The sequence below is a fragment of the Sphingomonas sp. FARSPH genome, from assembly GCF_003355005.1.
Taxonomy (GTDB): Bacteria; Pseudomonadota; Alphaproteobacteria; order Sphingomonadales; family Sphingomonadaceae; genus Sphingomonas.
Genome location: NZ_CP029985.1, coordinates 2,664,324 through 2,684,947 on the forward strand (window position 1 = coordinate 2,664,324; position 20,624 = coordinate 2,684,947).

Genomic DNA, 20,624 nt, shown 5'->3' on the forward strand with positions numbered 1-20,624 from the left:
ATCACCATAAATCAGACAAGACCCTAAGGCTTGCTGCCAGTGCGCATTTCGTCCCGATTTCACGGTATAGTTGTCGCGACCACCGTCTCCGGCGCGTCGCGCAGTCGCAGGTAGAGGATATGCCCCGACGGGCGCGGCAGCGGGATCGCATCGCCGACGAAGCCGGGCGGCAGGGCGATCGCCTTCATAAGGTCGGGCGTGTCGCCGAGCGCAGCGATCAGGAACAGGTCGCGCCCGGCAAGCGTGCAGTCGCCGTTCGCCGCGGGACAATTGAGGCGGGTGAGGACGGGCAGGCGCACGGTGCGCGCCAGCGGCTGCCAGTCGCCGATGGCCTCGCCCGCGCGGACGCGATAGCGCAGTGCGCCCGTGGTGGCGGGCCCCAGCAGGTCGCGCGGCACGAAACGCGCGACGAGGATATCGCCCTCGACGCGCTGCAACGCGCCCGACGCGGCGGTCAGCGTGGCGGTCGCATCGTCGGATGCGATCTCGACCGCGTCGACGGGTGCCGCCCCGCCGGCGATCCGGAACGACACCGCCAGCGTCCCGTCGACCGGGACCAACGCCGGCGGCAACGTCATCGCCAGTGCGCCCTGCGGCGCGGCGAGGGTCGCGGCACGATGGACGATCGTCGCGACCGGGCGGGGCGGGGCGATCGTGACGGCGACGCTCGCCTTGCGCCCGTCGCGCAGGTGGACGATCGCGCTCGGCGTATCGCCGGCGACCGCGGGCGTGTCGCTCGCCAGGGTCAGCCGGTCGCCTTTGTCGCCGCGCGTCAGCGCACCGGCGGTGAAACGCTGGCCGCCGAGATCGAGCCCGACGACCTGGTCCAGCCGCGCGCCCCCGAGCACGCCGTCACGGTCACCGGCGTGGATCGTGAAGCGATCGAGCCGGCTCGCCTCGCCGCGTGCGGTCAGCGCGACATCGGTGGTGGTGGTGGCGCCGTAGCGGCTTACCGCCAGCGTGATCGCGCCGGGCTTGACGCCCGCCAGGGGCAGATCGGTTTCGATCCGGTCGGGCGCAGCGACCTTCCACGTCAGCGCCCGCGTCTCGCCGCCAGGCAGGGTCATCGTGAGGCCGGACACGCAGGCGGGCGCGGTGCCGACCAGTGCCAGCGGCTGATCGCGGCCGACGACGACCGCGGCATCGGGCGTCGGGGTCCAGCGGCCGTCGCCGTCGACTTGCACCGGCAGGCGCGGGCCGGTGAACGGGTCGAACCCCCAGTTTCCTTGCAGCACCGCCTGCCGGATCGCACCCACCGCGGGCATGGGCGTTCCGGGGGCAAGGCGCACGCCGCCATGCTCGGCATCGGACACGATCGGCAGGTCGGCGCTGCGCCCGCTCTCACCGACGACATGCAGGCGAAGGTCGCGCGCATAGTCGGTGGCGAACAGCAATGAGGCATCGTCGACGGGCAGCACTGCATCGGCGCGCGCGAGACAGACGGGAGCAGGGGATGCCGCGCGCCACACCGGCGCGGGCGCCGCGCCGATCGGCGGCAGCGGCGCGACCAGCACCGATCGGGGATTCTGGAACGACGGCGCGCTGTTGAGCAGCAGATGCGTGCGGTCGCCGCGGCCCAGCGCCATCGTCGGCAGATATTGATATTGCGCGCTGCGAAACGCGCCGAACAGCTTCGCGACGTCGCGGATGAGGCCGATATACGGGCTGTAATAGCCCGCGCCGCCCTCCGGCGTCGCCGCGACCTGATAGGCGAGGTCGACCGGCGCGCCGGTCAGCGTATCGGTCAGCGTCGCGCCGCGCTGCGCGTTGAGCACCAGGTCGTCGCGATTCTGCGTCAGGCATTCCGCCTGCTGGTCGCGCGGGCGCGCCAGACAATCCGCGTTGAACTTGATGCGCAGCATGCTGGCCAGCGTCGGCGCCGCCTTGCCCAGCCGGTCCGGGTCGCTGTCGCCGATCCGGCCGATCGCGGTGACGAACGTATCCAGTCGTGCGCGGTCGAGCGATGCCTGATACAGGTCCTGCGCCGCGCGCACGAACACGCCGGGCCGCCCGCGCACAGCGCCCCGCACCGCGTCGAAACCGCCGCCGGCTTCGGGCGCGAGCAGCAGCACCGCCTGACGCGCGCCCTCCGGCACCGCGATGTCGAGCGTGTCTTTCTTCCGCTTCCAGCTTTCGACCGCGTAGAACCAGTCCTTGGGTGGCGGATTGGTCGCGCCGCGCAGGAAGGCGATCATCAGCACGTAATGCGCCGCCTGGTCCGCGGGCAGCATCGCGCGGGCGACGAGCCGGTCGCCGGGTTGCAGCGAGGGCACCGCCGACAGCGGCAGCGCGCGGTCGCCGCGATGGACGACGACCGAGACGTCGGGGCCGGCGAGGTCGAAGCCGTTGCCCTGCGCCGGGAGGTCGGCGGGTGCGGCGAACAGGGCGACGGCGGCAAGGACGCGAACGATCGGGCGGGCCATGGTCGCGTCTTTACCCGCCGAACCGGGGCAGGGCCATGGCGGGATCATGACAAAACGGTCGCGCGGGAGGCTCAGCGCGCGTGCAGTCGGGCGAGCGCGATGCCGGCGAGATTCTGTGTCCGCTTGACGTAGCGGATGCGCCAGCGGCCACCCATGCCGTGCAGCGCGTCGCGATGCGCCCGGTACGCGGGCGGGCAGCGGACCTTGCCCGTCGCCTGCGCGATCACCGCGGCGGCGTCGCCGAGCAGCACGGCATCGTCCCAACCCTCCGCCTGCGCCAGCGTCGCGGCGGCGATGAGCGCGCGCCATTCCGCTTCCATGCTGGTGCCCGGCCCCAGCGCGCGGCAGATGTGGCTCTTCCCCGCCGCGACGACCGCGGTCTCCATGCCCGCGGGGCGCAAGCCGCCGTCGAAGAACAGCTTCACGCGATCCGCCATGCGCCCGGCGCAAGACCGTCGAGCGTCCAGTCGCCGACCTGCCAGCGGATCAGCCGCAGTGTCGGGTGGCCGACCGCCGCGGTCATCCGCCGCACCTGCCGGTTGCGGCCTTCGCGGATGGTCAGGCGCAGCCAGCGGTCGGGAATGCTCGCGCGATAACGGATCGGCGGATCGCGCGGCCACAGGGCCGGATCGTCGATCTGCGTCACGTCGGCGGGACGCGTCGGCCCGTCCTTCAGCATCACGCCGTGTCGCAGCGCGGCGAGCGCCGCTTCGTCGGGCTCCCCCTCCACCTGCACCAGATAGGTCTTGGACAGCTTGAACTTCGGATCGGCGATCCGCGCCTGCAGCCGTCCGTCGTCGGTCAGCAGCAGCAATCCCTCGCTGTCGCGGTCGAGCCGCCCGGCGGGATAGACGTTGGGCACCGCGACGTAATCGGACAAGGTCGCGCGCGTCGTCGGCGATCCGCGATCGGTGAACTGGCTGAGCACGTCATAGGGCTTGTTGAACAGGACGAGCGTCATGCCGCCATGCTCGCGGCGACCGCCTCCGCCACCTTGATCCCGTCGACCGCAGCGGACAGGATACCGCCGGCGTACCCAGCACCCTCGCCCGCGGGGAACAGGCCGATCGTGTTGAGGCTCTGGAAATCGTCGCCGCGCGTGAAGCGGACGGGCGAGGAGGTGCGCGTCTCCACCCCCGTCATCACCACGTCGGGATGGTCGTATCCGGCGATCTGGCGGCCGAACACCGGGATCGCCTCGCGCATCGCCTCGATCGCGAAATCGGGCAGGCATTGTGCAAGGTCGGTCGGCGTCACGCCGGGGCGATAAGAGGGGGTGACGCTGCCCAGCGCAGTCGACGGCCGCCCCGCCAGGAAGTCGCCGACGCGCTGCGCCGGCGCGCGATAGTCCGATCCGCCCGCGACGAACGCCCGCGCCTCCAGCTCGCGTTGCAGCGCGAGGCCCGCGAGCGGATCGCCCGGATAGTCGCGTGCTGGGTCTATCGCGACGACGAAGCCCGAATTGGCGTTGCGCTCGTTGCGCGAATATTGGCTCATGCCGTTGGTCGCGACGCGCCCTTCCTCCGATGTCGCGGCGACGACGGTGCCGCCGGGGCACATGCAGAAGCTGTAGACGGTGCGCCCGTTCGAACAGTGATGCGAGATGTGGTATTCCGCCGCGCCGAGGATGCGGTTGCCCGCGTCCTGGCCGAAGCGCGCGCGGTCGATCCAGCTTTGCGGATGTTCGATGCGCACGCCGATCGAAAAGGGCTTGGCCTCGACGAACACGCCCGCCGCCTGCAGCATTGCGAACGTGTCGCGCGCGCTGTGGCCGATCGCGAGGACGACATGGCTTGCCGCCAGATACGATCCGTCGTTGAGGTGCAGCCCGCGCAGCCGCCGTTCGCCGGTGGCATCCGTCGCGACGTCCAGCCCGTCGACGCGCGTCGAGAAGCGATATTCGCCGCCCAGAGCCTCGATGCTCGCGCGCAGGCTCTCGACCATCGTCACGAGGCGGAATGTGCCGATGTGCGGATGCGCCTCGGTCAGGATCTCTTCGGGCGCACCCGCCTTGACGAACTCGGTCAGCACCTTGCGATTGAGATGGCGGGGGTCCTTGATCCGGCTGTACAATTTGCCGTCCGAGAACGTGCCGGCGCCGCCTTCGCCATATTGGACGTTCGATTCGGGGTTGAGCACGCTCTTGCGCCACAGGCCCCAGGTGTCCTTCGTCCGCTCGCGCACCACCTTGCCGCGTTCCAGCACGATCGGACGATAGCCCGCCTGCGCCAGGATCAGCGCGGCGAACAGCCCGCACGGCCCCGCGCCGATCACCACCGGCCGCTCTGCATCCCCAGGCGGCGGGGCGGGGGGGCGATAGCGCGTGTCGGGCGTCACACCGACGTCGCGGTCGCGCCGGAACCGCGCGAGCACCGCGCCCTCGTTCTTTACCGCGACGTCGACCGAATAGACGAGCTGTATGTCCCCCTGGTCGCGCGCATCGTGCCCGCGCCGCGCGATCGTGAAGCGGATCAGCTCGCGCGGCGTGATGCGCAGCCGCTTGATGATCGCGGCGGGCAGGGCTTCGTCGGGGTGGTGCAGCGGCAGTTTGAGTTCGGTCACGCGGATCATGGCGTGCGCCTTACCGCGGGATGGCGCGGCATGCGATGGGGCAGGTGTGTGGGGTTAGCAGGGCGGAATCATGCTAAGCAGACCCGTGCAGTGGTTCCACAGCTTCGCCACCGAGGGTTTGGCCTTGCCGGCGTTCATGACGGGGTTCGGCTCGCTCGTGATCCTGCGGGCGTCGTCGACGCCTATGTTGACCGAAGATCAGATTGCCGCCGTTCCCAGATGGCTGCGATGGCTCGCTCGCAAAGATAGCGAAACGCTGCAACGCCGATCCGGATGGATGACGATCGCTTGCGCCGTCGTCGTGACTGTCCTGCGCGTGACGGCAGCGGGCTGATCCTGAAAATGGTGGAGTAGCGTCGCTGTTCGGCGAGGACAGGCGGATGGGCCTCTCGCGCGAGTGCGGGGATATAATCGCAATGGAATATGACACCTCCGCAATTCTTGATGCGCTCCGAATCAAGATGTTCGATCCCTGGACTTACAATATCGGAAATGAATGCGATTTCTGTGGCATGGCGCGGAATTTGACAGCATCAATGTTCGAAAGTCGTTCGGGGAACATTGATCATGTCCAAGGCTATGACACCGTCACGGCGCGATATTCTGGCCGGGGGAGCCACATTGATGGGCGCGGCCGTCTTGCCGCATTCTCTATCGTTGGCCAGCGCCGCCAAATCCAGCCGGTGGCGGCGCTACAATGTCACGAGCGTCGAGGGGCAGCAGATGCTCGCATCGTATGGCGTTGCGATCGCGGCGATGCTGAAACTGCCTCCCACCGATCCACGCAACTGGTATCGCATCGCCTTCACGCACTACCTCGATTGCCCGCACGGCAATTGGTGGCTTTATCCTTGGCATCGGGGTTATACGGGACTGGTCGAGCGGATCGTACGAGCGTTTTCGGGTAATCCGAACTTTGCCTTTCCTTACTGGGATTGGACCGCCGACCCGGTCCCGGCGGTACCGGCCGCGATGACCCGGGGCATTCTTACCCCGGCCAACCCCGCCTTCATCGGCGACCTGCAAACGTTCATCGACACCTTCACCGATCCGATCGCCAAGTCCGGTTATTTCACGAAGGGTTCAGCGCAGCACCAACAGCTGATCTATCGCGGCATTCCGGACACAAACGTATTGTGGGCCCAGCTGCGCGATCCGTCGATGACCTCCTTCTTTCCTAACGCAGCCGCGCCCGATGTCCGCAATCCGGTTGCGCAGTTGGACTGCCTGGCAAGCAAGGCCGTGTCCCGACAGACGATCGCCGCGGGCATGGCAGCCAGAGCCTATACGGCGGCACCGACGACGCCGATTTCCGGCAACTTCTTCTCCAGCCCGCGTGCGGCGCATCACAGCGATATGGCGGGCTTTGCGGTGATCGAGGGGCAGCCGCACAACAAGGTGCATAACAATGTGGGCGGCGTCGTTTACACCGACACGAAGGGTTCGTGCAGCATGACGTCAAATACCGGCGGTTTCATGCAGGCCAATCTTTCGCCGGTCGATCCTCTCTTCTTCCTTCATCACAGTAACCTCGACCGGCTGTGGACCGCCTGGACCGAGGGCCAGGTTTTAGCGAAGCTTCCGACGCTTCCGACAGGCAGCGATCTGGCGAGTTGGTCTGCCGAGCCGTTCCTCTTTTTCTGCGACGAAACCGGCAAGCCGCTTCCACAGGCCAAAGCGGGTGACTTTGCGACCATAGGCGCCTTTGACTACGACTATCAGCCCGGGACGACGGGCGTCACCACGATGGCACTGCGTGCGGCCGCTCCGCGGCGGACGATCCGGATCGTTGGTCAGGCGGCGCACGGCATGTTGAGCACGACGCAACGGGAGTTGGCCAACACCGTGCCCGTCGTCCCGGATCTCGTTACGCTGGCAAGCCCCGGCTATATCGAGACCGCGGTCGTGACCGTGACGCTTTCGCTTCCCCATGCTCCGCGCGGCCAAGCATTTCCGGTGATGGTTGATGCTGGTGACGGGCGTGGACCGATCGAGATTGGGCAAGTCGCCATGTTTGGGCATAGCATGGGGCATGGTCGCCTGACCTTTTCGTTGCCGTTTGGCTCGGCGCTCGGTCAATTGCGCACCCGCGGCAGCTTGAGTGCGAAACGGACGCTGCGCTTCAGCGCCATGGCCCCGGCGGGGACGTCGGACGCTCATTTGATGACGATGGCCCCGGCAGAGATCCCTGTTGAAGCCGTGGTCATTGATGGCGGCTAACCGCTTCCGTGCGTCGGCGAACCACAGGTCTGGTGTATTGTTCCGCAACAATCGTCGATCGGATTTAACAATCACGAGTGGGATTTCATTTCTGGTGCCGCAGATCTAAAGCTGCCTGTTCGCGGCAGCATTGAGCGAAAGGATCGGAGGAGAGGCGGCGTAGGAAATACCCGTCGGTCATTAGCTCGTTTGACTCATTTTGCAGAATGCCGTTTCCATCTGCAGTCCGAACGCCGATTGGTCTGGTCGAAATTGACAAAGCGCATGCTGCGTTGATCGCGGCAGGATTGCCCGCAGAGAGCGTGGCTGAGTGGTTTCTTTGCAGGATCGCCTGAAGAAGACGGGAAAACGGAAGGATCACGCTCACATAGAGGCCCTTCCGGATGACGTTCCTGAAAGTCCGCTTTTGCGGCGAAAGCTACCCGTCGCCTCCTCAGCCTTCGGCAACCCGATCCGTTGATCCGCGCACCACCAATGCCGCCGGAAAGACGATCGGCGCGCCGGACGTCTCTCGCCCGGCTTTTTCCGCTATCACCAGTTCCACCGCGCGTGCAGTCATTTCGGCGATCGGCTGGACGATGGCGGTAAGCGGGGGGCGGACGAAGCGAACGATGGGGGTGTCGTCGAAGCTGACCACGGACAGGTCGCGCGGGACGGACCGGCCGCGCTCGCGCGCGACCTCCATCGTCGCGAGCGCCATCTGGTCGTTGCTGGCGATGATCGCGGTGGGCGGCTGCGGCGCGGCGAGCAGGTCGGTCGCGGCTTCCCGGCCGGAGGCATAGCCGAAGTCGCCGCGGCGCAGCAGCGCGTCGGTGGCATGGCCCGCCGCGTCCATCGCCGCGCGCCAGCCCGCGATGCGCCAGTCGCTGAGTTCATACTCCGCCGGGCCTGCGATGAAGCCGATGCGGCTATGGCCGAGCGTGACGAGATGGTGCGTCGCGATCCGTGCCGCCTCGGCATCGTCCATCGTCACCGCGAAGCCGGGGCCGGGTTTGGGCGATCCGATCCGCGCGAAGCTGATCCCCTGCGCGACGAGCAATCCGGTGATCAGCGGATTGTCGGAATGCGGCGGGGTGAGGATGACGCCGTCGGGCTGCAGCGCGGCGATCGCGGCGGTCAGTTCGCGCGTGATATGGTCGCTGTGCGTATCGACCAGCTCGACGATCAGGCGATAGCCGTGCTCCGCACAGGTTAGCATGCCGCCCAGCATCATCTGGTCGACCCAGTCGGTGCCCTGGCGGTTGCGCCAGTCGGCGATCGTGCGGTCGCGGTCGTTGAGCGCGATGATGAGGTAGGAGCGCGATCCGCCCATCCGCTGCGCCGCGATCGAAGGGACGTAGCCGAGCTTGTCGATCGACGCCTGCACGCGCGCCATCATCTCGGGCCGGACGTTGGGTTCCTTGTTGATGACGCGGCTGACCGTCTGGAGCGAGACGCCCGCGTCGGCGGCGACGTGGCGGATGGTGACCGCCTGCCTGCGCCGCGCCATCAGGCCGCCGCCGCGGCGCAATAATGCGCGACATAGGCGGCGTGCGCCGGCAGCGTGCGCACCGTCGTCGCCACCTGATCGCGCAGGCCCGTGAGAAACCGCGCCAGTTCCTCGTCGGGCAGTTTCGCCGCGATCGGGTGGTGCGCCTCGGGCACGATCCCCTGACCCAGCATCACCTGGATCCAACTGTTTTCGGCGAACAGTTCGTCGTTGCGGCGAAACACGCGTCCCGTCTCGCGGAACAGGCCGATCTTCTGCGCGAGACTGTCGGGGATCTCCATCGCGGCGCACTGCCGCCAGAAGGGTGAATCGCGCCGCTCGGTGACTTTGTAATGAAGGATCAGGAAGTCGCGGATCTGATCCATGTCGGTCAGTTGCTGGTCGTTGAATTCGGCAATGTCGTGCGGCGAGATCGGGCCGGCGGCGGGCAGCAGACGGATCAGGCGCAGGATCGCGCGCTGGATCAGGTGGATGCTGGTCGATTCCAGCGGCTCCATGAATCCGCCCGCGAGGCCGACCGCGATGCAGTTGCGATACCATTGTTTGCGCCGCGCGCCAGTGACGAAGCGGATGCGGTTGGGCTCGGTCAGCACCGTGCCCTCGACGTTGCCGAGCAGCTGGGCGAGCGCCGCATCTTGGTTAAGGTAGCGGCTGCAATAGACGATGCCGTTGCCGACGCGATGCTGCAGCGGGATGCGCCATTGCCAGCCGGCACCGTGCGCCATCGCGCGGGTGTAAGGCACGGGGGGGCGGACGCTCTGCGTCTGCACCGCGATCGCCGCATCGCACGGCAGCCAATGCGTCCAGTCGTCGTAACCGACGTGCAGCGCGCGCTCGATCAGCAGCGCGCGAAAGCCGGTACAGTCGAGGAACAGGTCGCCCTCGACCCTTCGCCCGTCGTCGAGCACGAGCGCGGCGATGTCGCCGCTTTGCGCATCGAGGTCGACGTCGGCGATCCTGCCCTCGATCCTCGTCGCGCCGTCGCCCTCCGCCATGCGGCGCAGGAAGCGGCCGTAGAGCGTCGAATCGAGCTGATAGGCGTAGCTCATCCGGTCGTCGGGCAGGTGCGCGAACCTGCCCTCGCGCGCGGCGATCAGTTCGAGGCAATAGTCGTCGTAGGACTGGTGGTGGCCGCGCACCTGCCCCTCCAGCCAGAAATGCTGGAAGCCGGCCGCCCAATGGTCTTTGCCCGTCAGGCCAAAGGCGTGGAAATAGCGGTCTTCGGGGCCCTTCCAGCCGTCGAACTGGATGCCGAGCTTGAACGTCGCCTGCGTCGCGGCCATGAATTCGGCCTCGTTGATGCCGAGCAGCCGGTTGAAGGTGATGAGCGGCGGGATCGTCGATTCGCCGACGCCGACGGTGCCGATCGCATCGGATTCGACCAGGGTCACGGTCGCGGTCCGGCCGAGCGTGCGCATCAGCGCGGCGGCCGCCATCCAGCCGGCGGTGCCCCCGCCGGCGACGACGATGCGCCGGGGCGTGACCGCGTTCATCGGCTGAGCGCCCGGAGCAGATAGCCGCGCAGCCGCGCCGCCAGTTCCGGCGTCATCGGGTCGAGCACCCCGCGCCCGCCCTCGGGAATGTGCGCGGTCACCTGGTCGTCGTTGCCGAACACGTAATAATCGAACATGTCGCGCCAGTGCGCCTTCTGATCAGGGGGCAGATCGCGGATCGCCATCAGGGCGTGGTTGAGCGCCTCCTGCGGCTGGCCCAGCCAGCGCGGCGTCTCGCGCCACCAATAGTTCATGAGGACGTTGAAATCCTCCAGCCCCTCGACATGGTGCCACCACAGGGCAGGAATGTAGAGCGCGTCGCCGGGCGCCATCTCCACCATCTGGCCATGCGCCATCGCCTCGATGAAGCGGGGGTGGCGCGACAAATCGGGTGCGTGGAAATCGACCATGCTGACCGCGCGTCCCGCGGGCGTATTGTCGACCGGGCCCAGATAGAGATTGCGGAACTGGTCGCGCGGGAACAGCGTGAACCGCCGCCGGCCGACCGCGACGACCGCGAGATTATGCGGCACGTCATTGTGCGCAGCAATCCGCGTGCGCGTACCCATCCAGATGCTGGCGAGGCATTCCCGGTCGCCGAGGTCGATGTGGTTCGCCGCGTGCAGCCCGTCGAAGAACTGGTGCACGTCGATCGAGGCGAGATAGACCGCGGGTGCATCGGGATGCCCGGCAAAGGCGGCGATGCGCGCGAAAATCTCCGGCAGCTTCGCATCGAAGGTGCGGAAGTTCATTGCCATCGCATCGTCGTAGAACAGCCGGCCGCCGCTGCCCGGCTGGCCGACGGAGACGGTGAACGGCCGGTCGCGGTGATGGCGCAGCAGATAGTCGCGCGCCGCCTCCGCCGATTGTCGTCCCGCCTGCACCAGCGGCCAGTCGCCGGCAAGGCCGCGGACAACGAACGGCCGGTCTGCGCCGCGCAGCATCGCGTCGAGCGCGGCGGCGTCGGCGACGGTCACCTCCGCGACGGCGGCGAGCCCGGCGAGCGGCCCCGGATCGGCCTCAGCCATGCGCGATCCGGCGATTGCGCCGCGCGACCAGCCCGCCGAGGTGCGCGAGCGAGGCGACCGCCATGTACAACGGCATCAGATAGCCCGCGGCGTTGAGCTCCGCGAGCGCGGCCCCGTCGAGCGCGGCAAGCCGGTCCTCGTCGATGACATGGAAGCCGACGAGCCGGTTGGTCGACCCGTCGTCCAGCGTCACCTCCAGCGTGAAGGGTTCGAGAAGATCGTACCGCTGCAACGCCGCGAAGAAAGCCGCGGACATGCGATAGCCCTCGTCGAGCGCGCCGAGTTGTTCCGCGATCCGCTCCAGATAGGCGGTCGGCTGGCCGAGTTCGTCGAAGACGCGCGCCCCCTCCTGGTCGTCGCGCGCGATCCGAGGGGAGGCGAGGTCGACGTGCACCTGCTTGGCGCCGTCGTCGTCGGGACCGCCGCCGATCAGGAACGGCTGGATGTCGACGGCGAGCGGGCGATAGCGCGCGTCCCAACGGCCGTGATCGAGATACAGGTTCTCGCCATTCTCGAACCCGAACATCGCGAGCGCGGTGAAGCGATCGCGGGTGTCGTTCAGACGGAACAGAATGGCGTATTCGGCCTGCACGGCCCGAAATTCGGTGGGGACGGTGATGCAGCACATCTGCGCATCGCCCAGCGCCGCGTCGCGCGCGGTGCGGATGCGCAGGTCGCGATGCGCCTCTGCCGTCAGGATCGCGTGCTGGCTGGTCATCACGGGCAACTCTCGTGCGGGGACATCTGGAGCGGACGGGACAGGCGTGCCGCCCCGCCGCGCAAAAAGCCAGCCCTCCCGCACGTCGGAAGGGCCGGCTCTTCGCCTCACCCGGTCAGAAGGTGAAGCGCACGCCCGCGGAATAGCGCGCGTCCTGCTTCGTCACGAAGGCGATGTTGCGGTCCGAGCGCAAATGCCCGCTGCGATTCTCGCCGAGCAGGTTGATCCCTTCCGCAAAGATCGTGACCTTCGGCGTGATCGCATAGCTCGCACTCGCGTCGAGCTGGCCATAGGTGTTGATGTAATACGGGTTGATGCCCGCACCCGCCAGATACCCCTTGCGCCAGTTGTAGGCGGCCCGCGCGTTGATGCCGTATTTGTCGAAGAACAGCACCGCGTTCGCGCTGTCCGACAGGCCGGTGATCGCGAACTGCGACACGCTGGCGGGCAGTTTGTTGTCGTAGTTCCGGTTGCCGTTGACGATCGTGTAGTTGAGGATCGTGCCGAAGCCGGTGTTCCAGAAATTGTGCTGGATCGCGAATTCGAAGCCGTCGACCGCCGCGGTCTGGTTGCTGTTGAACGGCGTCGAGATGACGAAGTTCACCAGAGGATCGTTCGGCTGCGCGATGATCGTGACCGGGTTGCCGTTGGCGTCGCGCGTCACCGTCGTCGGATAATTGGCGCCGATGTAATCGCGGATGTTGGCAAAGGTCAGATCCCGGCCCGCCGCGGTGAGCGCGGCGACGGCGGCCTGGTAGCGCGGACCGTTATAGGGCGTCGTGATGCCGGGAATCGTCGTGTTGACCTGCGTCTGGCCGATGTAGTTCGCCACGTCCTTGTGGAAATAGCCGACCGAGATGTAGCTGTCCTTGGTGTAATACCATTCGGCCGACAGATCGATGTTCTTGGACTTGTAGGGGATAAGGTTCGGGTTGCCGACGCCGCCCGTGCCGCCGCCGACGCGGAACAACTGGTCGATGCGACGCCCGCCCTGCAGGCTGCCGTAATCGGCGCGGGTGATCGTGTGGCTGTACGAGGCGCGCAGCTTGACGTTCTCCAGCGGCGAGATGTCGAAGTCCACCGACGGTAGCCAGTTATGATAGCTGCCCTTGAAGGTGGTGAAGCCGCTGCCCTGATACAGAACGTTGAACTCGTTCTGCGAATTCTGGCGCGCGCCGACCGGCGTCGGCACCAGCGCAGACGCGGAAACATCGGTATTCTCGTACCGCACGCCCGCGATGAGGTGACCCTCGCGCGAGAAGGCGTCGAACTTGCCGTTGAACTGGAAGAAGGACGACATCGTCTTTTCGCGGACGCGCGAGTCCGTGTTGTACGGGATCAGGCACTGGCCGTTGCCGCCGCAGATCTTGTACGCCTGGTCGAGCAGCTTGACGACGCTGGGCAGGTCGAAGCTGTAGAACGACTTGATGATATTGGGATCGTTCGCGCCGCTGATCCCGGAGAATTTGTCGGGAATGCTCGTCAGCTTGAAAAGGCTGTCGGGCAGCAGCGCCGCTGCCGCCGCACGCTGCGCCGCGCTATCGCCGCCGGTGCCGCCCCAGGTGTCGTTCTGCAACACGCTGTAGGCGGAGCGCACCTTGTTGTCGGTATATTCCAGGCCCCAGTCCAGGCTGTCCATGAAACCGTGGCCATTGTCGTAATGGCCGCGCACCTGCACCTGGTTGATCTCGTCGCGGAAGTAGGAATTGCGGAAGGCGTTGCCCGTCGGCACGATGTTCGCCGCGTTCAGCGGATCGATGCCGGGGTACATGTTGTACGAGATGACCGGCAGGTCGTGGTCGAAGTTGATCGTCTGGTTCTGGATGCCGAACACCGCGGTGCCGACCGAATTGCTGTTGCCATAAGGGCTGTTCGGCTTCGATTCCGCGGTGGAATGATGCGCGTCGAGCGTCATCGTCACGCCGCCCGGCGCATCCCAGACGATGTTGCCGCCCAGCGACTTGTTCTCGTTGCGCACAGCGGTCTGCGAGGCGGAATAGGCGAGGTCCTTGCCTTCGCCCGCGCCGAACCGCTCGGTGTAGAAGATCGGGCCCGCGACGGGGCCGTCGGTCCATGCGCTGACCGTGTCGTTATGGTTGTACCAGATGCCGACGCTGTTGTCGCGAATGTCGATCGTGTTGCGCGAATAGGTATAGTCGACCGTCGCGGTGACGCTGTCGATCGGGCGGAATTGCAGCACCGCCTGGCCGTTGATGCGCTCGCGCCGGCCATTGACGACGTCATAGCCGCCATTCTGCGGCACCTGGTAGACGTCGGTCGCCTTCGGATGATTGGTGATGTTGGCGTAGCGCGGGTCGCCCGGCTGGGCGAGCGAACCCCAGTTGTTCTCGTTACCGAGATAGCCATCGCGCCAGCCGATATTGACCTGGTTCGCGCTGAAGTTGCGGCGCTGGTACGCGCCGGTGATCAGGATGCCGATCTTGTCGTCGGCAAAGGTATCGGAAATGATGCCCGACACTTCGGGCGTGATGTCCTTGTGCCCGTTCTGCGACGTGTCGACGACGCCGCGCGCCGCGATCGAGCCGCGCAGGCCCGGCTTGTCGAAGGGGCGGGGGGTGCGGATGTTGATCGTCGAGCCGATGCCGCCCGACGGCACGCTGGCGCGGCCCGACTTGTAGACTTCGAGCGCGGCGACGCCTTCGGACGCGATGTTGGCGAAATCGAACGATCGCGACCCCGGTGCGCTGTTGCCGTCGCCGATCGTCGATGTCGGCATCTGGCGGCCGTTCAGCGTGACGAGGTTATATTCGGGGCCGAAGCCGCGAACGGTGACGAACTGGCCTTCGCCGTTCGACCGGTCGATCGACACGCCGGTGATGCGCTGCAGCGATTCGGCGAGGTTGGTGTCGGGGAACTTGCCCATATCCTCCGCGCTGATCGCATCGACGATGCCCTGCGCGTTGCGCTTGAGGTCGATCGATTCGCGCAAGGAGGCGCGGATGCCGGTGACGACGATATCGCCGTCGCCTTGGCCGACGTCGCCGGTGGCACTCGGCGGCGACTGCGTCTGCGACGGGCCGGTCTGGCCGACGGTGGCGGCCGCATCCTGCGCGCTGGCGAGTGCCGGCACGATGAGGGCGGCGGTGGAAACGCCGATAGCGAAATTCGAAAGCAGGCGAGCACGGACGCTGCGCATGAGATCCTCCCCAATAGATACGGGCGCGGTTGTTGCCGCGCTCCTTGGGAACGTTCACTCATGCAAAGTCGGCGGAGTGTCAAGATGCTGTGGCGCTTTGCAATCTTCGGTTGTGAACGTTCTCTGGACAGGATGGCAGAAATGCAACACAAGTCTCCAAAATAGGATTTTGGGGAGGATGACGGTGACGAAGGCAAGGATGGCCGGCGGGCTGGCGATGATCGCATTGGCGGCGGCGGGGATGGCCGCAGGCGCGGGGGCGCAGACCGAAGCGATGGCGAGCGCGAAGGGGGATGGCGCTTCTTCGCCCCGCGCCCGCGCCGAGCGGATCGTCGCGCAGATGACCGATGCGGAAAAGCTCGCGCTGGTACATGGCCTGTTCCCGCCGTTCGCGGCGGGCAAGACGCCGAACGAACTCATTCCGTCCGCGGGCCATATCGACGGCGTGCCGCGGCTGGGCGTGCCGCTGGTGCGCGAAAGCGACGCGTCGCTCGGCGTCGCCAACCAGGTGGAGCAGCGCAAGGGCGACGTCGCCACCGCGCTTCCCTCCAGCCTCGCCACCGCGGCCAGTTTCGACCCCGCGATCGCCGGTGCGGGCGGGACGATGATCGGGGCGGAGGCGCGCGACAAGCGCTTCAACGTGCTGCTCGCGGGCGGCGTCAATCTGACGCGCGATCCGTGGAACGGGCGCAACTTCGAGTATCTGGGCGAGGACCCTCTGCTCGCCGGCACGCTGGCCGGCGCGCATATCGCGGGCGTCCAGTCCAACAATATCGTCTCGACGATCAAGCATTTCGCGCTCAATGCGCAGGAAACCGGCCGCATGGTCGTCGATGCGCGGATCGGCGAGGCGGCGCTGAGGATGAGCGACCTGCTCGCCTTCCAGATCGCGATCGAGCGCGGGCGCCCGGGCTCGGTCATGTGCGCGTACAACAAGGTCAACGGCGACTGGGCGTGCGAGAACAGGCATCTGCTGACCGACGTGCTGAAGCGCGACTGGGGCTATCCCGGCTGGGTGATGAGCGACTGGGGCGCGGTCCATTCGACGGTGAAGGCCGCCGAGGCGGGGCTCGACCAGGAATCCGGCGAGGAACTGGACAAGGCGATCTATTTCGGTGCGCCGCTCGCCGCGGCGGTGGCGAAGGGAACGGTGTCGCAGGCGCGGCTGAACGACATGGTCGCGCGCTACCTGACCGGGCTGATCGAGACGGGGGCGTACGACAATGCGATGCCCGCCCGCGCGGAGACGCCGGATTACGCCGCGCATGCTCTGGTGGCGCAGCGTGCGGCTGAGGCGGGCATCGTCCTCCTCAAGAACGACGGCGACCTGCTGCCTATCGCGCGGACCGCGAAGCGCATCGTCGTCATCGGCGGCAATGCCGACGTCGGCGTGCTGTCGGGCGGCGGGTCGAGCCAGGTGCGCTCGGTCGGCGGCGCGCCGGTGGAAATCCCGCTGTCGACCGGCGGATCGGCGTCGTTCGCGCGCATCACTTATCACGCCTCCTCGCCGCTCGCCGCGCTGCGCAAGGCGCTGCCCGGCGTGCGCGTCGACTGGGTCGACGGACGCAGCCTGAACGCGACGGTGGACGCGGCAAAGGCGGCGGACCTTGCCATCGTCTTCGCGACGCAATGGACGACCGAGGCGGACGACGTGCCCAACCTCAATCTGCCCAACCAGCAGGACGCGCTGATCGCCGCGATCGCCGCCGCGCAGCCCCATACGGTCGCGGTGATGGAAACGGGCGGTCCGGTGCTGATGCCGTGGCTGGCGAAGGTGCCCGCGGTGGTGCAGGCCTGGTATCCCGGCCAGCGCGGCGGCGAGGCGATCGCCGCGGTGCTGACCGGCCGCGTCAACCCATCGGGTCGCCTGCCGATCACCTTCCCCGCCGACGCGTCCCAGCCGCCGCGCCCGCGTCCCGTCGGGCTCGACCGGCTGACCGGGCTGGAGGCGGCCGCCGCGGCCAATCCGGCGGCGGCGTCGACCTACGTGCTCGACAGCTTCCCGGTCGATTACATCGAAGGCGCCGACGTCGGCTATCGCTGGTACGAGAAGAAGCGGCTGACGCCGATGTTCCCGTTCGGCCACGGGATGAGCTACACGCAATTCGCCTATCGCAATCCGGTCGTCACCGGCGGGCGGACGCTGAGCGTGACGTTCGACGTCGTCAACACCGGCAGGCGCGAGGGCGCTGACGTGCCCCAGATGTACGTCGCGCGTGCGGGCAGCGGCGAACCGATGCGGCTCGCGGGCTTCCAGCGCGTCACGCTGAAGCCCGGCGAGACGCGGCGCATCACGCTGACCGCCGAACCGCGCGTCGTCGCGGATTACGATACCGGCCTGCCCGGCTGGCGGATCGCCGGCGGCACGTACAGCGTCGCGCTGGCACGTGACGCGACGGACCGCACGATGGTGTCGACCGCCCGCCTGGATGCGCAGACGATGAAACCCTGACCCGCCGCCGCCCCGGTCGCCGCACCGGGGCGTCAGGCACGGCTAGCGCCGCCAGTACCGCACGTAATCCACATGCATCCGCTGCGGCAGCGCGGCGTCGTCGACGCCCTTCGCGCCGCCCCAGTCGCCGCCGACCGCAAGGTTGAGGATCAGGTGGAACGGCTTGTCGTAGGGCCATGCCGCCGCGCCGCCCGGCTGGTCGTTTGCGACGCGCATATAGGCGCGGCCGTCGACGCCGATCAGGATCGCGTCGGGCCGCCAGTCGAGCTGATAGTCGTGCCACGCGGTGCAGGCGGTCGGCATCGTCACCTGCGCGCCGCGCTGCGTCCTGGCCACATGGTTGAACTTCGCGCTGTGCAGCGTCGCGTGGATGACGTTCGGGTCCCAGCCGACCATCTCCATGATGTCGATTTCGCCCATCGCCGGCCAGTCGCCCTTGTCGGGAAGCAGCCAGATCGCCGGCCACATGCCCCGCCCGCACGGTAGCTTCGCGCGGACCTGATAGAAGCCATACCCCATCGCCGCGCGGCTGATGAGCTTGGCGGACGTATAGGCCTGGCCGCCGCTGTCGGGCTTGGTGGGCCGTTCGGCGCGCGCGGTGATCGCCAGCGCGCCATCGACGACGCGCGCATTTTCGGGGCCGTAATATTGCAGTTCGTGGTTGGGCCACCCCTGGCGGTTACGCGATACGTCGAACCGCCACGTCGCCGGATCGATGTGGTCGCCCGAAAATTCGTCGGCCAGATCGGGCGCACGCGCGGGCGCGGCGATCGGCTGGTCGGCGGCATAGTTGGTCGCGCCGAGCGTGGCGGCCTGCAAGGCGACGATCGCGATCAGCATGGTTCACTCTCCCGTTTCGCAAGGGCGTAACGTCTTGCGCCTGCCGCGCAATCCGCATCGTCCGCTGACATCGAACTGTCATCACCATCGGGCAAGCGGACCGTGAGGGCAGGGGGGCTCGTGCATGCAGTTGCTGGTCGTCGAGGACGATCCGATCATCGCCGGACAGATCATCGCGGGTCTCGAGCGCGTCGGCCACCGGACGCGTCTTGCGACGACGGGGTCGGAGGCGATCCTGGCGCTGCGCGAAGGGGGCTGCGATGCGGTGGTGCTCGACCGGATGCTGCCCGACATCACCGGCCTGTCGGTGATCGACCATGCCCGGCGCGAAGGCCATGCGACGCCGATCCTGATGCTGAGCGCGCTGGGATCGGTGAAGGACCGGATCGAGGGCCTCGAAAGCGGCGCGGACGATTATCTCGCCAAGCCGTTCGACATGGACGAACTGGCCGCGCGCGTCGCCTCGATCGCACGCCGGCGCGCCCCGCGCGCGGAAAGCGCACGGCTGGAGGTTGGGCGGCTCCACCTTGATCCCAGCAGTCACCAGGCATGGTTCCGCGACGCGTCGATCGTGCTCAACCGCAAGCAATTCTCGCTGCTCGCGCATCTGTTGCGCAACGTCGATCGGCTCATCACGCGGTCGATGCTGCTGGAGGGCGTGTGGGGCTATTCCTTCGCGCCGACGACCAATATCGTCGAAAGCAACATGAGCCGGTTGCGCACCGCGCTGCTCGGCCTCGGCTGCGATCCGATCGAGACGCAACGGGGCGCGGGCTACATCCTTCGTTCGGAGCGATGCGTCTGAACGATCCGGCCCTGACCGATCCGGCCCTGACCGATCCGCTGTCCCCGCCGCCGCCGGTGCGCCGACCCCGCATCGGGCGGCTGGCGATCCAGGTCGGCGTCGCCTTCGCGCTTGCGATGGCGGCGGTTGGGCTGGTCGGCTTCATCGTCGCCGAACGCTGGGTCGCGCATCGCATCGACCTCTCGCTGCGCCAGCATGCGACCAAATATCTGGAGCTCGCGCATGGCGGGCCGGTAAGCGACGCCGCGGTCGCCGCGCGGATCGAGGACTGGCAGCAGCGCAAGGTGCTGAGCGAGCGGACCTACGTGCTGTTCGCGCGCGACGGCCGCCGGCTGGCCGGGCGGCTCGATATCGCGGCGCCATCGCCCGGCTTCTCGCTGGTCCGTTTTCGCGGTGGCGGGCAGGCGGTTCAGGAAGGGCGCGCGCTGACCACGCGCCTGCCGAGCGGCAGCCTGCTCGTCATCGTCCAGCGCAGCCAGGCGGCGACCGCGCTGCGCGAGCTGCTGCCGCAGGTGGTGCTGGCGATATCGCTGGTCGCGTCCTTGCTCGGCATCCTGGCGACGTTGCTGTTCGCACACGTCATCGCCCGGCGGCTGACGGGGACGCAGCAGACCGCGGACGCGATCGCGGCGGGCGACCTCAGCCGACGCATCCCGACCGACCGGCTCGATGGCGTCTTCGCCGCGCAGGCGGACGCGCTCAACCGCATGCTCGACCGGATGGAGGACATGGTCCGCGCGCAGCGGTTGTTCTCCAGCAACCTCGCCCACGACCTGCGCTCGCCGCTGACCCGCCTGCGCGGCACCTTGCGCGACGGCGCTGCGCAGCAGGCGGGCGAGGGGGCTGCGCTCGCCACGACGTTCGACCGGGCGGAGCGCGAATGCGCGGCGATCATTGGCATCTTCGATGCGCTGCTGCGGCTCGCCGAGATCGAAAGCGGCCGTCACCCCGCTGCGATCGGCGCAGTCGCGCTCGCCCCGCTGGTCGAGGATATCGTCGAGACGATGGAGCCGGTGATCGCCGACCATGGCGGGCGGCTGACGATCGGGCAGCTCGACGCGGTGCGGGTGCGGGGCGACGCCGATCTCATCAACCAGATGCTGGTCAACCTGCTCGAAAACGTCGCGATGCATGCGCCGGCGGGCACCAATGCGCGGCTGTCGGCGACGCGCGATGGCGATGGCGCGGCGATCGTCGTGCGTGACGACGGGCCGGGCCTGCCCGCGGCGGACCGCGCCCGTGTGCTGCGCCCGTTCGAGCGGGGGGCGGCAAGCGCCGGACGGCGTGGCAGCGGCCTCGGCCTCGCCATCGTTCAGGCGATCGTGCGTTTCCACCACGGCCGGCTGGAGCTGGAGGACGGTGCACCCGGCCTCATTGTGCGGATCTGGTTGCCTGCCGCCGACGGCTGACGGGCGATGGGCGGCCCGC

Annotated in this window: 16 protein-coding genes; 5 read left to right on the forward strand and 11 right to left on the reverse strand. The window is 67.7% G+C overall.

What is annotated here, in order from left to right; genetic code table 11:
• Positions 1-59: 59 nt before the first annotated feature.
• From DM480_RS12730 to DM480_RS12745, 4 genes are all read right to left on the reverse strand, one after another.
• The gene (locus DM480_RS12730) at positions 60-2,423 is read right to left on the reverse strand and encodes a hypothetical protein (protein WP_115379560.1); all 2,364 of its coding nucleotides are present in this window, start codon (positions 2,421-2,423) and stop codon (positions 60-62) included.
• A gap of 71 nt (positions 2,424-2,494) precedes the next feature.
• Positions 2,495-2,848, reverse strand: coding sequence for a reverse transcriptase-like protein (locus tag DM480_RS12735; protein ID WP_232833995.1), 354 nt, complete (start codon positions 2,846-2,848; stop codon positions 2,495-2,497).
• Positions 2,845-3,384, reverse strand: coding sequence for a pseudouridine synthase (locus DM480_RS12740; protein ID WP_115379564.1), 540 nt, complete (start codon positions 3,382-3,384; stop codon positions 2,845-2,847). Before DM480_RS12740 ends, DM480_RS12735 begins: the two co-directional genes overlap by 4 nt.
• On the reverse strand, positions 3,381-4,994 hold the full coding sequence (locus DM480_RS12745; RefSeq protein WP_115379566.1) for an NAD(P)/FAD-dependent oxidoreductase: 1,614 nt from the start codon (positions 4,992-4,994) through the stop codon (positions 3,381-3,383). Before DM480_RS12745 ends, DM480_RS12740 begins: the two co-directional genes overlap by 4 nt.
• 85 nt (positions 4,995-5,079) lie before the next feature.
• Between DM480_RS12745 and DM480_RS12750 the strand changes: the two genes are divergently transcribed.
• Together DM480_RS12750 and DM480_RS12755 are read left to right on the forward strand one after the other, a co-directional pair.
• Complete coding sequence (locus DM480_RS12750) at positions 5,080-5,328, forward strand: hypothetical protein (protein ID WP_115379568.1); 249 nt, start codon at positions 5,080-5,082, stop codon at positions 5,326-5,328.
• Between the two features lie 233 nt (positions 5,329-5,561).
• Positions 5,562-7,214: a tyrosinase family protein gene (locus DM480_RS12755; RefSeq protein ID WP_115379570.1), complete on the forward strand. Its 1,653-nt coding sequence runs from the start codon at positions 5,562-5,564 to the stop codon at positions 7,212-7,214.
• 85 nt (positions 7,215-7,299) lie between these two features.
• Here the strand turns inward: DM480_RS12755 and DM480_RS17955 are convergent, their stop codons facing one another.
• From DM480_RS17955 to DM480_RS12780, 6 genes are all read right to left on the reverse strand, one after another.
• On the reverse strand, positions 7,300-7,581 hold the full coding sequence (locus DM480_RS17955) for a hypothetical protein (RefSeq protein WP_125471530.1): 282 nt from the start codon (positions 7,579-7,581) through the stop codon (positions 7,300-7,302).
• 66 nt (positions 7,582-7,647) lie between these two features.
• On the reverse strand, positions 7,648-8,703 hold the full coding sequence (locus tag DM480_RS12760; RefSeq protein WP_198665830.1) for a LacI family DNA-binding transcriptional regulator: 1,056 nt from the start codon (positions 8,701-8,703) through the stop codon (positions 7,648-7,650).
• A complete protein-coding gene (locus tag DM480_RS12765; RefSeq protein WP_115379574.1) occupies positions 8,703-10,196 on the reverse strand; it encodes a tryptophan halogenase family protein in 1,494 nt (497 codons plus the stop codon). The genes DM480_RS12760 and DM480_RS12765 overlap by 1 nt, the downstream gene beginning before the upstream one ends.
• Positions 10,193-11,224: a cupin-like domain-containing protein gene (locus DM480_RS12770; protein WP_115379576.1), complete on the reverse strand. Its 1,032-nt coding sequence runs from the start codon at positions 11,222-11,224 to the stop codon at positions 10,193-10,195. Before DM480_RS12770 ends, DM480_RS12765 begins: the two co-directional genes overlap by 4 nt.
• Complete coding sequence (locus tag DM480_RS12775; protein ID WP_115379578.1) at positions 11,217-11,942, reverse strand: SapC family protein; 726 nt, start codon at positions 11,940-11,942, stop codon at positions 11,217-11,219. The genes DM480_RS12770 and DM480_RS12775 overlap by 8 nt, the downstream gene beginning before the upstream one ends.
• Before the next feature lie 115 nt (positions 11,943-12,057).
• Positions 12,058-15,099, reverse strand: a complete 3,042-nt coding sequence (locus DM480_RS12780) for a TonB-dependent receptor (protein WP_115379580.1) — start codon at positions 15,097-15,099, stop codon at positions 12,058-12,060.
• 199 nt (positions 15,100-15,298) lie between these two features.
• Between DM480_RS12780 and DM480_RS12785 the strand changes: the two genes are divergently transcribed.
• Positions 15,299-17,551 (forward strand): beta-glucosidase, encoded by a 2,253-nt coding sequence (locus DM480_RS12785; protein WP_115379582.1) that lies wholly within the window; start codon positions 15,299-15,301, stop codon positions 17,549-17,551.
• 42 nt (positions 17,552-17,593) lie between these two features.
• Here the strand turns inward: DM480_RS12785 and DM480_RS12790 are convergent, their stop codons facing one another.
• Positions 17,594-18,391, reverse strand: a complete 798-nt coding sequence (locus DM480_RS12790) for a glycoside hydrolase family 16 protein (protein WP_115379584.1) — start codon at positions 18,389-18,391, stop codon at positions 17,594-17,596.
• 124 nt (positions 18,392-18,515) lie between these two features.
• Here DM480_RS12790 and DM480_RS12795 point away from each other — a divergent pair, with 124 nt between their 5' ends.
• Positions 18,516-19,196, forward strand: a complete 681-nt coding sequence (locus DM480_RS12795; RefSeq protein WP_115379586.1) for a response regulator transcription factor — start codon at positions 18,516-18,518, stop codon at positions 19,194-19,196.
• Entirely contained in the window at positions 19,187-20,605 is a 1,419-nt protein-coding gene (locus DM480_RS12800) for a HAMP domain-containing sensor histidine kinase (protein WP_115379588.1), read from the forward strand. Before DM480_RS12795 ends, DM480_RS12800 begins: the two co-directional genes overlap by 10 nt.
• The last annotated feature ends 19 nt before the right edge of the window (positions 20,606-20,624 follow it).